The sequence below is a fragment of the Chitinophaga nivalis genome, from assembly GCF_025989125.1.
Lineage (GTDB): Bacteria > Bacteroidota > Bacteroidia > Chitinophagales > Chitinophagaceae > Chitinophaga > Chitinophaga nivalis.
In genome coordinates, this window is record NZ_JAPDNR010000001.1 from 3,982,193 (window position 1) to 3,997,255 (window position 15,063).

Sequence of the window (15,063 nt, forward strand, 5' to 3'; positions counted from 1 at the left end):
TGTTTTGTGTTATTGTTTTAATGTTGCTTCTGTTTCCACTATGGCAATGCCTTTATAGGTTTTTCCGTTATTGTCTTTTGCAATTACATACCAAAGTGCATCACCTGGATAAATTTTGTTTCCGTAACGGTAGTTTTTTACAAACAAATAGAGCCGGTGTTGCTTAAGTATTCCATCCTTACAACTGAATTCTTTTGCAAACTCTTGCCGGTCTAATTTTATATTGGGGATCCAGCCTTTATTGGCCGACCAGATATAACTGCCGGCAGCGATGACTTCCAAATCAGCCATCATTGTTTTTACGCTGGTATTATGTTTCCATATGTACTTACCGGGGAATCCAATGGTGTCATCATTTAACATGGGATAAACCGGTGTTGGAGAATGGTAAAGTAAAATAGCTGTAGGAATATTTCTCAGGTCATCAGGGAGAATTCTGGAGCGATCGGTCCATGAAACCTGTGCCAATGCGGGTAGGTGGCAGACTAGCACAAATATCCCCCCCATGCAATAACTCAATCGTTGTTTTCTGGTCATAATTTTTTTTTGGTTAGGAGGCAAAAATGGCTTTTCCTGCTGTTGAAGGAGGTTCAAAATCAGTTTGGGACGTCTCAAATACCGTATATGGTACCTGTTTCAGGCAGAAAATGGGCTGCTAGATAAAAATAAAGGAGTTTATGGCTGCATTTGCAATAGGGGGAAAGTTGGATGCCTGCGGTAAGTCAAAAGGGCAGGGGGGATGAAAAATAAGCCACTTAGCTATTGAATTCGGAGGGAGCCATACCGGTAAGTTCCTTAAAAATGCGGTTGAAGGTAGATTTGGAATTGAACCCTGCATCCATTGCTATGGACATGATGGTTGTTCTTTCCAGATTGGCGGGAGTTAGTTTTCGTTTAACCTCTTCAACCCGATACCCATTTACAAAATCATTAAAGGATTTTTTGAAACCAGCATTAATATGACGGGAAACAACCTTCGGATTTAGTTTGATAGCTTGAGCAAGCTCAATCAATGTTAAACCCGGGTTAAGATATAATTGTTGTTTTTCCATGGCCTCCCGGATTTTGTTCAATATTTCGGGGTCTGGTTCAAATAATGTCTTTGCATCTTCTGCCGCCTGTTTATCAGCCACCTCATAGGTTATTCCGGTCAGATTTGATTGCCGTATTCCAGCGACACCAAGAACAAGCGCTGTAATTCCCAGTATTTCTACTGAATAGTCGTAATCAAAATATAAACCCTTCCAATCTCTTAGCAGCATCTCAATAAACCATTGCGAACATAAAATCATTAATATAATTAATAGCGTTTTGAGCCAGTTCAGCTTTATTTTTGATAATTCTGAGAAATTATTTTGTAGCCATCGTTGGTAACGCAGCAACAAACGGACTGACATAAACAAGTAAATACTAAGGGAGATCCAACTGCCGTCAAATTCAATCCTGTAACTGTATGGTTGGTGAACGTTTTCCCAGTACCATTCTTTAAAAGAGAGCGTGCAAAAGGCCAATATAAGATACAATACAAACTGTAAAGCAACTGGAATAAAATGTAGCAGGTGTATCCGCCTGAATTTAAAATCCTGATTCACCAGGCACCGGACATAGAAATAGAGTAAAGGGCCAAAACCAAATGAATAAAAAATTGGCATAAAATAAAGCGCCGGTCTTTGATCATAAATTCCGGCAATTCTCATAAAATGATCTGTCAAACCCAATGCGATGGAAAGGATCAATGTAGCCAGCAGTCGGTTAGAAAGCTTGTTGTATTTTGCGAAAAATAATAAGCCGGCAGCAAAAACAGATTGCGAAATGATCATTGCCAATAATGCAACGATACCGGTGAAGCATATCTGCATATTCTTAGATTAAGCATTCAAAAAATATAAGTGGTCTAATAAATGTTGTCGGAACAAAACAGCATATCAGCGTGGCATGTAATATATGTTATTCCTCCATGATTTTAAGAAGTACCGGGTAACTATACGCTTTATAATTCGGGAAGTACTGAATTGGCTTCCAGTGTAGCTTATATATGCACGAAGGGTATCTTATCGTGATCACAACAGTAGTGCAAATGATGGGATGCCTGGATGAAGGATATAAACCTGGAGAATTGCATTATTCAGGCTAAGGCTTCCCCGCGATTTGGAGCGGATGCTATCCATAAGTTGAAAAATATAACTGATGACCTGGGCGCTATTACCAATATCAATCAAGATAAGTTGATGCAAAGTGCTTTCGAAGTAAAATGCCCGTACAATAACATCCGCTCGCTGATAAGGGAACATCTCACCTACACCAGACCATTTAATCGTCGCAGCTAACCCTTACAGTCCCTTTTATGTATCGTAACCGTCTCGTTGCTATAATCGGTCTAAACACCCTGTCATATACAAAAGACGACAACTCCACCATGCTATTCCCGCTAATCAGCCGGTACCGCCATTTCATCTTTACAGGCAACATTAACATATCATGTAACACCATAGCAGTTGCTTCTTCTAATTTCATCTTGTAGAAAGAAGAGACAAAGTATATAACGACAGTCCGTCCTGCATTCCAACTCAACAAAATATCCAATCGCCTTGTTATGATATAACCTTTAAAACCCTCCGCTATGCATACCATTAATTTTTTCTCTGAATCTTATCAGAAAGATCCTTATTTCTATTACAAGCATATGCATAAAGAGCAGCCGCTATTTTTCCATGAGCCTACACAAAGCTACGTGCTCAGCAGATTTGAAGATGTGGAAAGAGCCTTGAAAGATCCTGTATTTTCATCCCGCAATTATGCATGGCAGGTAGAGCCACTTCATGGGGTAACCTTTATCCAGCTCGATGGAAAAGAACATTCCCGGCAACGTAATTTTGTAGCGCCGGCGCTGCGGGGAAAAGAACTGATGGAACAATCCACTACCATCATACAAGACATCGCCACCAGACTCCTGAATAAATTGAAAGGGAAAAGTCAGGCTGATTTGAGAATGGAGTTCACTAACATATTTGCACTTAAAGTCGTCATGAGTTTATTGGGGTTGCCCGATGAAGACACTTCTCTTTTCTACAAATGGTACAACTCCTTCGCAGTATATTTTGAAGACCTCAGTGGCAATCCGGAAATACTGCAAGAAGCACTGCGCGATAGAGATCAATTTCATATCTATCTAAGCCGGATCATCGACGAGCGAACAGATGACCCTCAGCATGGAAGCGATATATTGTCCACATTATGCAATACCATCGTTGATGGGAAAAGAATGGATAAACTGGAAATAATGGGATTCTGTGGCGTACTAATGCAGGCCGGTGCAGAAACAACGGATAAGGGACTGGCCAGTCTCTTCCGGAACCTGTTAATGCATCCGGACCAGTTTACGCAACTGCTACAGGATCGTAGCCTGATAGACAGAGCCATTACAGAGTCACTAAGATATACACCTCCTCTCAGTATGATATTAAGGGTCACCAATGAAAAGGTACAGGTATCAGGTGGGGAAATACCTGCCAACGCTACCGTGACGTGCTTGTTGGCAGCGGCCAATCGTGATGAAACACAATTTAAAGACCCGGACAAATTCAATATATTCCGCGAAGAACTGGATACTAAAACCACTTTTACCGCTGCCAGAAATATGGCTACTTTTGGATTCGGCCGGCACTTCTGTATTGGTGCACAATTAGCGAAACTGGAAATGCAGGTGGCAGTGGAAGCTATTCTGAATGATCTCCAGGATATGCAGTTTGCAACAGATGATATACCCACGGAAATTGGCCTCTTCACCCGTTATCCGGAAAATCTGAAAATAAAGTTCAAACCTTTCGAATAGCTACCCTGAGTAAAATTTATACATAAGCAACAGCAATAAACAAATAGCAAACATTCCAGTTGGAAAGTAAATGGATACCTGTAATAGCTACTATCTGACCTGACAGTACGGTTTTACTCCATCGCTGTCCCTATCTTATAACCTGGGGGGATGGGAACGGTTTTTAGGGATAGGATGGTCATTAGATTACTATGTCGTATTTTTTAGCCTGCTATGACAGGGGCGGCCCCGAACACTTCCGGTGCTGTCTGTAAAACCATAAATAGTACATGGCTTGTTCAACGACTCAGTCATTACTACTTAATCCTGCACCCCGCGACTGTTTCATGTTTTTATGATGCAACCTGTAATCTTTCTTTAACCTTCACAAATATTATGTTATGAAAAAGAAAATTGCCAAAAAACTATCGCTTAAGAAAATCAACATTGCCGCTTTAACACCCGCCAGCCAACAGCATGTGAATGGCGGCATAGATCTGGGAATCACTGTTTATGTCAAGAGTTGTATTGTATACTGCGATACTGATATTGAAACCAGGATGATTAAATGTTTTGTTACAGTTGACCCCAGATGTGCCCTTTCCCGTGTACTTAATAATTGTTAAGCCAGGAATGTCAGCGGATTTCTTTCGTCGATTTACCAGTTGTATAACGCAGTGCAGCTATCACCAAAGCTGGTATCTGCAAAATAACTAATTGTCATGGTGGGAAAGTACCGGATGGATTGGGATCAGACTATTACAAAAAGATTGTACCATAGAGAGCACAAGGCCACACTTAGTGTGGCCTTGTAGTTACAAATTCATTTGTTGATAAAGTACGTCGGTGATACCGGGCAGTGCAGGTTACTTATCCCGCTTCTTTTGTCCCCATAAATGTAGCTGCTTTAATATTACAATCAGTTCCGTTGCCTTTTCGGTGTGTTTGTAAATAGTTTGTGGTGGCACCGTTCCGGCGATATGCTCTTTCAGCACTAATCCTTCACTCACCATTTCCGATAATCGTTTACCCAATATCTGATCAGATAAAGAGGGAAACTTTTCTTTCAGACGATTGAACTGATTTACTCCCAGGGTTATACTGCAGAGGATCTCCATTTTCCATCGGGCACTGATCGTTCTTAAAATATCATTCACGTCATGAGCGTCGGCCAATAGCTGACGATTATGCGCGTTTGATGAACTCGTTTTAATGTTGCTGGCCATATTGCTGATTTAATAACTCACTTTTAGGTGAGATATTGGTCACGGTGTAATGTGTAGATAAATTTGCCAAAAATAATTTAAAATGGACTACAAAAGAATAAGAGGGGTAGTTATATCTACGCTATTATCTCTACTGCTATTCAGTAACAGTTATGCACAATCCCCCAAGATACCACCAGTGTATGTACTGGTACACGGTGCATGGCATGGCGGATGGTGCTGGCAGCGGGTCAGCGGTATGCTGCGTGGAAACGGTGCTACGGTATATACGCCTACACTCAGCGGACTTGGGGAACACCGGAATACAGTAAGCCCTGTCGTGAATCTTGAAACACATATTACAGACATCGTGAACCTAATAGAGATGGAAGACCTGCACGATGTGATATTGGTAGGTCACAGTTATGCCGGCGCAGTGATAACAGGTGTGGCAGATCGGATACCGCAAAGGCTGCGTAAACTGGTGTTCCTGGATCCGGTATTGGTGGAAAGTGGTCAGAGTGTGCTATCCGCTATTAATGCGCCATCGGTAACATCATATGTCACAGAATCAGCAGCGAAAAATGGTGGGTTAACCATTTCGTCGTGGCCCGTATCCGTATTCGGTATAAAAGATACTGCAGATGCCCGCTGGGTAGGACAAAGGCTTACCGGGCAACCATTCCGGACCTTTACCCAAAAGCTGACTTTAGTTCATCCATTCGGTAATCACCTGCCATTGATTTTTATCGCCTGTACAGCGGAGATTAATCCTGCGTTTGCACATTTTGCGAGGAGTGCTAAAAATGATAAGAAATGGAAATATTTTGAATTGGTAACAGGGCATGATGCGATGATGACAGCTCCAAAAGAAACCGCTACACTCATTGAATCCTTCGCCGATTAAAACAAAGACGTTGTTGCATAAATAGGGGTGGTGCCATTATTGATGCAACAACGCCTTTACATTGTTTTTAAATTGATAAGGAGTTCGGGTACCATAGGATCGATTGCTTAGTCGTTAGGTGTGGGGTGTTTTTTAGTTGTGTGTTTGAGAGCATGGTGTTTACATCCCTTGTTTTACCATATCACTACAATGATAACATTGCTTTGTTATTCTATTAGAAACTTTTCCCTTGTTAATGTATTCGTCCCTAAGTTGGAAGTCTTTTCTTTTTACATCAATTATTGGATAAGTAAATGCTACCATTATTTATTGTCAAGGGTTTTTACAAAAAAATAAAGTGGACGCATATACGAAAAGCTTATTCCTTTTAGTCGGTGAGTGGAGCTATTTAACCTGTTTCTAACGAGGTATTGACTGGATATAATATGTTCAGTTGTACCAGGGGAATGTAGGGATACCTGAAATATAAGTTATAACTACCTGGATCTATCCTGTACTTTCAATTAATCCAATGCTATTTTTATTTAAAGATAACCGCTGCTTTTATTCCTGTTTTAAGAGTATTGCTAATGAGCTATGATGGGTGAGGAATAGACATGCGAAAAAATATGTGTTGCCACATTAATTGAGTAGGGTAGGGTTGATTAATTTCACTGTGATACGATTAGATATAAGGAATGGAGAATGTAACACTCACCTGTTTAGTATAATAATGTTGATGGAATTTCATTATTTTAAAAATTATTTACTACACGATTTTTAATAAGACATAAACGATAGTAGCCTGATGTTTTATAAATGCTGCCGGTGGGATGTGCCTTGTTATAATTGGTGGGCAGTACCTAATACTAGGTATGAGGTAATGTATATCCGATTTGCTGTACTGATCTTCATCGTGCCGGTTGGTCAGCTGTCAGCTTATAATTAGAATATTTGTAAGGCTTGAATAGTCAGCAGATAGCTGTCGGAATGGATGCATAAAAGGAGCGTGGGTATGCTCATTCCCTACTTTTTTCTATCGCTATTCTTTTCTTCTGCATGCACACGCATCTTGCCTTTGGTAAATGAAATATCGGTTCTCCTTAAATAATATAAAATCCATTTTGCTATTAGCGGTAGCTGCAGGGAGGTTGAATTGTTGTTCCATATTAGCACACTTAATTTTATGCAAAAGTGCGCTGTTTTATTTCAGCATGGATTAACGAACATACATCTTAACAGGCTGCTTGCTTTGGAAAAAGCAAGCAGCTGTCTACATTCCCTTTGAGACAGCTGCTTATTGTTTCTATAGCGTCTTTATACCTGCCTGTTGATCCTTAATTAATCTTCGTCATAGATAACTCTCCATGTATAATGCCTTTTACCGCCGTCAATGCATTGGCCAGCTGTTTTAACAGGGTGGCCTTTCCTTTGACGGCAATAATTTCCATACAGTTGTCGTGGTCCAGGTGAATGTGCTGGGAACAAAGGATCAAATGATGATAATCATGCTGGATATCTGTGATCTTGTCCAGCAGGTCTCTCTTATGATGATCAAACAGCAAGGTAATAGAGCCACCTACTACTTCATCTGACTGCCATTGTTTTTCGACTTCTATCCGCTGGATGAGATGGCGGATGGCCTGCGACCGGTTGGGAAACTGGTTGTCTTCAATATAATTATCCAATAACTGCAATACATTTTTCTCTATGGAGACACCAAATCTTACAACTTTCATATGCGGCATTTAAAACTTACAACTTAGAATGCATTGACCAGGTACAGCACACCAACGGCAAACAGGCTGGAACGCTGGTGCGCATTGGCATCGGCGATCACGTTGCGGTACTTCACCTGGTTGTTATAGTAATAACCAAACAACTTCATGTTCTGACTGGCAATAGGTTTATATTCCAATCCTGCAAGCAGACCAATATTCTGCCGGAAGTTCTTTCCCGGCGCAGCACTATTTTTCGTCTGACTGGCAGATTCGAAAATACCTTTGGTCGTAATAAACCATCCCGGAACAAATTCATAGTCCAGTCTTAAAACGGCGCCTTTATAATTGATGTCCCTGGCAAATGCCGGTGTGAAATCGGGATGGAGCCGTTGCTGGTACTTGTTGACGGAAGGAGATGCTATGTTGACATAATCTACCGCCATAGCGGCCCATTGCAGGTCCAGATAACCTTTCAGTTTGTTCAGCACCACCTTATTACCCAATGCCACGGCATGATTGGTTTTGCCAGACGCATACTGTGCAATATCGTAACTCCAGAAGGTATGGAGCTTTTGGTCAAACATTTTACCTAACCAGCTCGCATATACGCCCATGGGTGTTTTGGATCCCTTCAGGCCATCAGCAGCATAACCGGCATTGGTATAGGTGGTATTGAAGGCATTATTGTAGGTATTGTGCAGCTGCAGGAAGAAGCCATGGTTTTTGTTTACCTGGTATCCCAGCCGTACACCCATCAGGAATAAATTGGTCTGGAAGTTCACAAACTCTGAGTACTGATACTCGTAGGTAGGGTTGGTTTCAAACTCCCAGTTCCCTACATAGGCGGCTTGTTTCCCCACATTGACGGACCACTTTTTCCCGTTCCCGAATTTATAGTTGACAGATGCGATGTCTAAAGAAGCAGGCGCGTTGTCCAGATCTCTTTGTACCTGCGATCTGTTGAGCCGGTAGCGGATCCGGAAATCCAGGTCCGGCAAGATGGTACCTAATACTTCAATGCGGGCCTCATTGAGGCGCATAGCCGATTGTTTGTCTCCGTCCGGAATCTCCAGGGAACTACGCAGCAAAAAATTCATATGAACATTTTGCAGTGCTTCCGGCCTCTTTTTTATTAAAGGAGCAGATACTTCTTTGGTCGTATCGCTGGCAGGTACCGGTGCTGTCTGAGCAAACAGGTAACCAGATAAACAAACAAAGCTTACAGTCAGAACGAGTTTCATTTTCATATATCAGATTCAATTTTTCAGAGGAAAGGCGGCCGGATACTATTATTGTTTCCGGGCCTTTTTCTCTTTTACTTTTTCCTCCAGCCAGTTGCACCATTCATCAATACCTTCTCCGGTTAAGGTGCTCACCTGCATCGCCGAAAGATCAGGATTTACTTCCCGGGCATCTTTAATGGCAGCTTCTACGGAGAACGGAACGTAGGGGAGGAGATCCGCTTTTGATACCACCATCAATTCGCTGGTTAAAAACATCCGCGGATATTTTTTAGGTTTATCATCTCCTTCGGTAGATGCCAGTAAGGTTACCCGATAATCTTCGCCCAGGTCAAACGCCGACGGACAAACGAGATTACCTACGTTTTCAATAATCAGCAGGTCTACCTCCGTCAGGTCTATATGGTCCAGCGCCTGGTATATCATCTGCGCTTCTATATGACACATACCGCCGGTAACGATCTGTAAGGCATTGATGCCCACATCCCGTAACCGCACCGCATCCCTTTCTGTTTCAGGATCACCTACCAGTACGGCAATTTTTAATTTATCCTGCAGGCGTCTGCCGGTTTCCTGCAGTAAGGTGGTTTTACCACTGCCCGGAGAAGAACATATATTGAGGATCAATACATCCGGCACTTTATCTTTAATTGCTTTGGCAACAAAATCGTTGGCCTTTAACAGGTTCAAAGTGGTATTGTCACACTGCACGGAACCGGCCGGCATTCTGTTGCTTTTAGGTTTAGTATCAATCATGGTAGTTATTTTTAGTTTAGAAATTCAACTTTGCTGATGCGCAGTTCTTCGCCCTGCACAATTTTTCTGGAAGGTGTGCCACATGCGCATACAAACCTGTGCCGGATCACGGTGAAGTGTTGGTCACAGGTGTCGCAGTGTGCCACAATCGGCAACAACACGACTTCCAGGTCTATATGAGCCAGCTGCGGCTCATCACGTATCAATGCTTCAAAGGCATTCTGGATCAGGATGGGTTGTACATTACATAACAGCCCTGCTTCTACCTGCACCTTGGTGATGCGGTCGAACTTCTCCGGATGGTTTTCCTGAAGCGTATTGAAAATATCTCTGACTATCGGCACTTCATGCATGGCTTCCTGTTTAATGTTTCCGGGGCAACCGCCCCAGGCTACAATTTGGCAACCGCTTTTTTGGCGGCCACCTTTTTGGCTGGCTGCCTTTTGGTAGCAGGTGTTGCTTTCTTCTTCAAAGTCTGTTTGCTGGCAGTAACTTTTGCGGGCGTCTTCACAGGCTCCATATCGGCAGTATGATGGCGGATGAAACTCCAGCACATATCACCGATGTTGGACAGCCACTCGTGCATGGCATCGCCGCTTTCTCCCAGGGCCCTGATCAGCAGCGTGTTGGGCCCACTCATGGTAAACCCGTAACGCATGTCCACAAATTGCTCCGTCAGCACTTCATCCAGCTCCTCCTTAAATGCCTTCGCATATTCAGAAACGATCAGTAAGGTCCCCTGATGGGTATGTCCTTCAAAGAATAACATACGTTCCAGTGGCTGTTTACGCGGCGCCATTAACTGGTTGTCAAAGAACACCAGTTTTCCGCCACTGTAGACTTTTGTCCGGCTATGCAGTTTCGAAAACTCAAACCGCTCGCCGGAGTGGATACGGCCACCACTGATGATATCTCCCCATATCAGGTGTCCGTTTGCCGCCACCTCTATCAGGTTGTCCATATCGAAAATGGCGTTTTTGAACGGGATGGTGGGCTGAGGCAGATATTGTAAGATCGCATGTTCATCTACTTTCACATGCATCGCCTGGGAAGCCCCCTTTTTCATGGGGTGTACCTTATTGAAAGATTGGGTAAACAGCTTCATTTCCACGTGTTCCGGGCAATGCACGCTTACCTGCAGCGCGTCGCCATCCATGACGCCGGGAGAGTAACACATCATCATCACCTCCAGGTGATCCTGCAGGCGCTTGGAACCATAGTGTACCACTTTATAGGGAATATCAAAATAACTGTTCACCAGCAGGGTTTTGGCCCCCTCCCGCTTGCAGCTAATGTCAACCCTGCTTGTCAGTGAATTATCCCTATTTATCATTGTCGTTGGATTATGCTTCTAATAATGCGTATTTTTTGATCCAGGCGATCACATCGCTCAGTCCTTGTTTTTCCCGGATATTGGTTTTAAGGAATGGCTTGTCGCCCCGCATTTTTTTAGCGTCTCTTTCCATTACCTCCAGACTGGCGCCTACATACGGTGCCAGATCTATTTTGTTGATCAGCAGTAAGTCGGACCTGGTAATACCAGGGCCTCCTTTACGGGGTATTTTCTCGCCTTCTGCCACGTCTATCACGAAGATGGTTACATCTGCCAGGTCAGGGCTGAAGGTAGCCGCCAGGTTATCACCACCGCTTTCTATAAATACAAGTTCTGTATCCGGATGAAGTTTTACCAGCTCCTCTACGGCTTCCAGGTTCATAGAGGCGTCTTCCCGGATAGCTGTATGCGGACATCCGCCTGTTTCAACACCACGGATTCTTTCCGCAGGAAGCTTGGAATTTTTAATCATGAACTGCGCATCCTCTTTGGTGTAGATATCATTCGTAACTACACAGATGCTGTAGTCATCACTCATCGCTCTGGTAAGCGCTTCTATCAGGGCTGTCTTCCCGGACCCTACAGGGCCGGCCACACCTACTTTTACATATTTCGTCATGTCACAATAATTTAAAGTTTAATGATCAGGAGATGTAAATACGGGTATACAGTTTTTCATGCTGCATACACTTTATCTCCTGTCCTATACAACATAATCCCAACTGCTGCTCGTCCATATCCTTTTGTTTGCTGACCAGCTTCGTAATCACCGGTTGTAGTTCAAACAGTATTTTCTGCCCGACAGTCTGACTGATAGGTACTGTCTTCGCGCAGTTGGTGATAATACCATTCAGCGTGTTATAGTAAAAGGCGCTGAGGGCATCTTCTGTACTGATGCCAGCGGCCTTCACATATAACCCGAAGGCGATGGCGTAATGCCCGTGCAGTTCCCCGCTTTGTATGGCTTCCGCGTACTTCTTGCAAACAGGATATACCTTCAGCTCATTCACCAGTTTCAGGAACCGGATCGCCAGTTTTTTACTGGCATCTCTGATCTCATAGGGTGCCTTCAGGGCGGTCACCAGTATGTCCAGTTCCGTCAGTTGCTCCCACCTTTTTTTTCCTGCAGGTAAGGTGATGGTCCTGTAAAGGAAAGCAGCGTCGTTGTAATAGATACTGTGCTCGAGCATCGTTCTGGCATACTCGGCAGCTGAACTGTTATCATGCACAATGCCGGCATTCACATAAGACTCCAGCCCATAGGAATGCGTAAAGCTTCCTATGGGGAACATGGAGTCATTAACCTGTAACAGTGTTAATAGTTTCTGCATTTAGTAGTTATTTGCGTTGTTATTACCATGGCCATGCGCCCGCAGCATATGTGTCTGCAATAATTTGCGTTCTTCAATGCGGGGGGCATAACCTGCCCGCTGCAGCTGCATGTATAAAGGCGATTCGTACGCTACACTGATGCTATCCTCCTCATCGATGTAAATGGGAATATGTTTGTTACCGATCTCAAAACAAATAATCCCCATTTCCCTGAGTGTCTTCGGTGTAAACACAATACACTCACAGGGCTTTATCACCAGCTCAATGTATCTTTCATCGTCCATCCACAAAATATCGCCGTCGGCCAGCGGAACCCGGTTGTGTTTTCTGATCACTATTTCCATTCCCGACAGGGTAGGGCGCCTGATAATTGTTTTGGTCGTCTCGTACCATTCAATCTCAAAAACGTCTCTTGATCTGTTTCCGGTAACCGGATTATTCAACACTGCTTCAATAATGATCATAGCTACATCGTTTAAAACAACAGGTAACGCTGTGCCAGCGGGAGCACTTTCAAAGGCTCGCAGGTGGCCACTTTGCCGTCTACTTTTACTACATATGTTTCCGGATCCACTTCCAGTTTAGGCATGGCATTGTTGTGTACCATGTCTTTCTTACCTACGGTTCTGCATCCTTTTACCGGCAGCGATTTCTTTTTCAGTCCCAGCTTCCCGATGTTGCCGGATTCTATGGATATTTTGGAAACGAAGTTGTAGCTGGTCTGTGCGGTTGCTGCGCCATAAGCGCCGTACATTTTCCGGTAGAGCACAGGTTGTGGTGTTGGAATAGACGCGTTGGGATCACCCATTTTTGAGGCTACAATCATACCTGATTTGTAAATCATCTCAGGTTTTATCCCGAAGAATTCCGGTCTCCAGATAACGAGATCGGCAATCTTGCCCGGCTCGATAGAACCTACATATTCATCGATACCGTGCGATTTCGCCGGATTGATGGTGTATTTGGCCATGTATCTTTTTACCCGGAAATTATCGTTGCCGTGTTTGTTGTCTTCCGGTAAGGCGCCCCGCTGTATTTTCATTTTATGGGCAGTCTGCCAGGTACGGGTAATCACCTCCCCAACGCGGCCCATTGCCTGAGAGTCGGAGCTCATCATACTGATGACGCCCAGATCGTGTAGAACGTCTTCCGCCGCGATGGTGGAAGGGCGAATACGGGAATCGGCAAACGCAACATCTTCCTTGATCTCAGGGCTCAGGTGATGACACACCATCAGCATGTCCACGTGTTCGGCAACGGTATTAAAGGTATAGGGCTTGGTAGGATTGGTGGAAGAAGGCAGGATGTTGGGATACATCGCAATCTGGATAATATCCGGTGCGTGCCCGCCGCCAGCACCTTCTGTATGGAAGGTGTGTATCACCCGGCCGTTGATGGCATTGATGGTATCTTCGAGATAACCTGCTTCGTTTAAGGTATCGGTGTGAATGGCTACCTGAGTATCGTATTTGTCGGCTACCCGCAGCGCCATGTCGATGGTAGATGGCGTGGCGCCCCAATCTTCATGGACTTTCATACCTAAAGCACCGGCTCTGATCATTTCGGCCTGCGCTTCTTCGTTGGATACGTTACCCTTGCCAAAGAAGCCCACGTTGATAGGCAGTTCCTCTGATGCCTGTAGCATCTTTTCCATGAAGAATTTACCGGCGGTAACAGTAGTAGCGTTGGTGCCATCGTTTGGACCGGTACCACCGCCAATCAGGGTAGTCAGCCCACTGTATAGCGCCGTGTCGATGATTTCAGGACAGATAAAGTGGATGTGGGTATCGATGCCACCAGGTGTAACGATGTAGCCCCAGCCGCCATGTACTTCTGTACCCGGACCGATGATCATGCCCGGTGTAACGCCGTCCTGTGTATCAGGATTACCAGCTTTACCGATGGCTTTTATTTTACCGTCTTTAACACCGATATCCGCTTTCACGATTCCCCAGTGATCGATGATGGTGGCGCCGAGAATACAAAGGTCCAGCACATCTTTGTCCAGCGCGGAAGTGGCCTGTCCCATACCATCCCGCACGGTTTTACCGCCGCCGAATTTATTTTCCTCGCCGTAAACCTGGTAATCTTTTTCTATCTCAATAAACAGCTCCGTATCGGCCAGGCGCATTTTATCGCCGGTAGTAGGACCGAAGAGGGAAGCATATTTCTCGCGTTTTATATATAGGTTACCGTTCTCAAATCTTACTTCGTTGCTATTCTGAGCGAAGGCCTTGTTTAGGCCCAGTACCGTTAAGCCGGCGGTGGTAACTCCCACGATTTTTATCCATTCTCTTCTGTTCCAGCTCCCACCTTTTTTTCTATTCTCTTTATTCTCAGACATACTATTTGATTTAATGAAAAGTGAAATGTTTCAAACGATGCCGGTTATTTGGCGCCTTTGAAATTGTTCTTCTTCGCTCTGGCTATCGCTTCCGTTTTAACCGTATTGCTGGTGACATTACCATTGGTCAGGTTGTTGAAACCATGGATATTTTTTTTGCCGCCAAATTCAACCAGAATTACCATCTTTTTTTCTCCGGGCTCAAAGCGCACCGCTGTACTGGCCGGGATGTTAAGTCGCATGCCGAATGCCTTGTTTCTGTCGAAATCAAGCGCTTTGTTTACTTCAAAAAAGTGGAAGTGGGAGCCCACCTGAATAGGGCGGTCACCGGTGTTTTTTACTTCTATTCTGGCAGTATTCTTTTTTGCATTACAGATAATATCTTCTCTTTTCAGAATGATTTCTCCAGGTATCATAATTAATTCATTTAACAG

General features: G+C 44.0%; 16 protein-coding genes. 3 read left to right on the forward strand and 13 right to left on the reverse strand.

What is annotated here, in order from left to right; translation table 11 throughout:
* Positions 1-9 precede the first annotated feature (9 nt).
* The gene (locus OL444_RS15840; protein WP_264731713.1) at positions 10-537 is read right to left on the reverse strand and encodes a hypothetical protein; all 528 of its coding nucleotides are present in this window, start codon (positions 535-537) and stop codon (positions 10-12) included.
* A gap of 218 nt (positions 538-755) precedes the next feature.
* Positions 756-1,859, reverse strand: coding sequence for a helix-turn-helix domain-containing protein (locus OL444_RS15845; protein ID WP_264731711.1), 1,104 nt, complete (start codon positions 1,857-1,859; stop codon positions 756-758).
* Between the two features lie 761 nt (positions 1,860-2,620).
* Here OL444_RS15845 and OL444_RS15850 point away from each other — a divergent pair.
* Positions 2,621-3,832, forward strand: coding sequence for a cytochrome P450 (locus OL444_RS15850; RefSeq protein WP_264731709.1), 1,212 nt, complete (start codon positions 2,621-2,623; stop codon positions 3,830-3,832).
* A 380-nt stretch (positions 3,833-4,212) separates the two neighbouring features.
* A complete protein-coding gene (locus OL444_RS15855) occupies positions 4,213-4,437 on the forward strand; it encodes a class I lanthipeptide (protein ID WP_264731707.1) in 225 nt (74 codons plus the stop codon).
* A gap of 240 nt (positions 4,438-4,677) precedes the next feature.
* On the opposite strand, the gene OL444_RS15860 is transcribed toward OL444_RS15855, so the two are convergent.
* Entirely contained in the window at positions 4,678-5,037 is a 360-nt protein-coding gene (locus tag OL444_RS15860; RefSeq protein WP_264731705.1) for a winged helix-turn-helix transcriptional regulator, read from the reverse strand.
* Positions 5,038-5,119: 82 nt separating this feature from the next.
* On the opposite strand from OL444_RS15860, the gene OL444_RS15865 reads away from it, so the two are divergent.
* The gene (locus OL444_RS15865) at positions 5,120-5,923 is read left to right on the forward strand and encodes an alpha/beta fold hydrolase (protein ID WP_264731703.1); all 804 of its coding nucleotides are present in this window, start codon (positions 5,120-5,122) and stop codon (positions 5,921-5,923) included.
* Between the two features lie 1,316 nt (positions 5,924-7,239).
* Here the strand turns inward: OL444_RS15865 and nikR are convergent.
* From nikR to ureB, 10 genes are read right to left on the reverse strand one after another with little or no spacing between them, the layout of a single operon-like run.
* Positions 7,240-7,641: a nickel-responsive transcriptional regulator NikR gene (gene nikR / locus OL444_RS15870; protein ID WP_264731701.1), complete on the reverse strand. Its 402-nt coding sequence runs from the start codon at positions 7,639-7,641 to the stop codon at positions 7,240-7,242.
* A gap of 23 nt (positions 7,642-7,664) precedes the next feature.
* Positions 7,665-8,870 carry a porin gene (locus OL444_RS15875; protein ID WP_264731698.1) on the reverse strand — a complete coding sequence of 402 codons (1,206 nt, stop codon included), beginning with the start codon at positions 8,868-8,870 and terminating at the stop codon, positions 7,665-7,667.
* Positions 8,871-8,912: 42 nt separating this feature from the next.
* The gene (hypB, locus tag OL444_RS15880) at positions 8,913-9,620 is read right to left on the reverse strand and encodes a hydrogenase nickel incorporation protein HypB (RefSeq protein WP_264731696.1); all 708 of its coding nucleotides are present in this window, start codon (positions 9,618-9,620) and stop codon (positions 8,913-8,915) included.
* A gap of 11 nt (positions 9,621-9,631) precedes the next feature.
* On the reverse strand, positions 9,632-9,973 hold the full coding sequence (locus OL444_RS15885; RefSeq protein WP_264731694.1) for a hydrogenase maturation nickel metallochaperone HypA/HybF: 342 nt from the start codon (positions 9,971-9,973) through the stop codon (positions 9,632-9,634).
* Positions 9,974-10,011: 38 nt separating this feature from the next.
* Positions 10,012-10,953 carry an urease accessory protein UreD gene (locus OL444_RS15890; protein WP_264731692.1) on the reverse strand — a complete coding sequence of 314 codons (942 nt, stop codon included), beginning with the start codon at positions 10,951-10,953 and terminating at the stop codon, positions 10,012-10,014.
* Positions 10,954-10,963: 10 nt separating this feature from the next.
* Positions 10,964-11,572 (reverse strand): urease accessory protein UreG, encoded by a 609-nt coding sequence (gene ureG / locus OL444_RS15895; RefSeq protein ID WP_264731691.1) that lies wholly within the window; start codon positions 11,570-11,572, stop codon positions 10,964-10,966.
* Between the two features lie 25 nt (positions 11,573-11,597).
* Positions 11,598-12,284, reverse strand: a complete 687-nt coding sequence (locus OL444_RS15900) for an urease accessory protein UreF (protein WP_264731689.1) — start codon at positions 12,282-12,284, stop codon at positions 11,598-11,600.
* Positions 12,285-12,749 carry an urease accessory protein UreE gene (locus OL444_RS15905; protein WP_264731687.1) on the reverse strand — a complete coding sequence of 155 codons (465 nt, stop codon included), beginning with the start codon at positions 12,747-12,749 and terminating at the stop codon, positions 12,285-12,287.
* An 11-nt stretch (positions 12,750-12,760) separates the two neighbouring features.
* On the reverse strand, positions 12,761-14,629 hold the full coding sequence (ureC, locus tag OL444_RS15910; protein WP_264731685.1) for an urease subunit alpha: 1,869 nt from the start codon (positions 14,627-14,629) through the stop codon (positions 12,761-12,763).
* Between the two features lie 44 nt (positions 14,630-14,673).
* Positions 14,674-15,045, reverse strand: coding sequence for an urease subunit beta (ureB, locus tag OL444_RS15915; protein WP_307734889.1), 372 nt, complete (start codon positions 15,043-15,045; stop codon positions 14,674-14,676).
* Between the last annotated feature and the right edge of the window lie 18 nt (positions 15,046-15,063).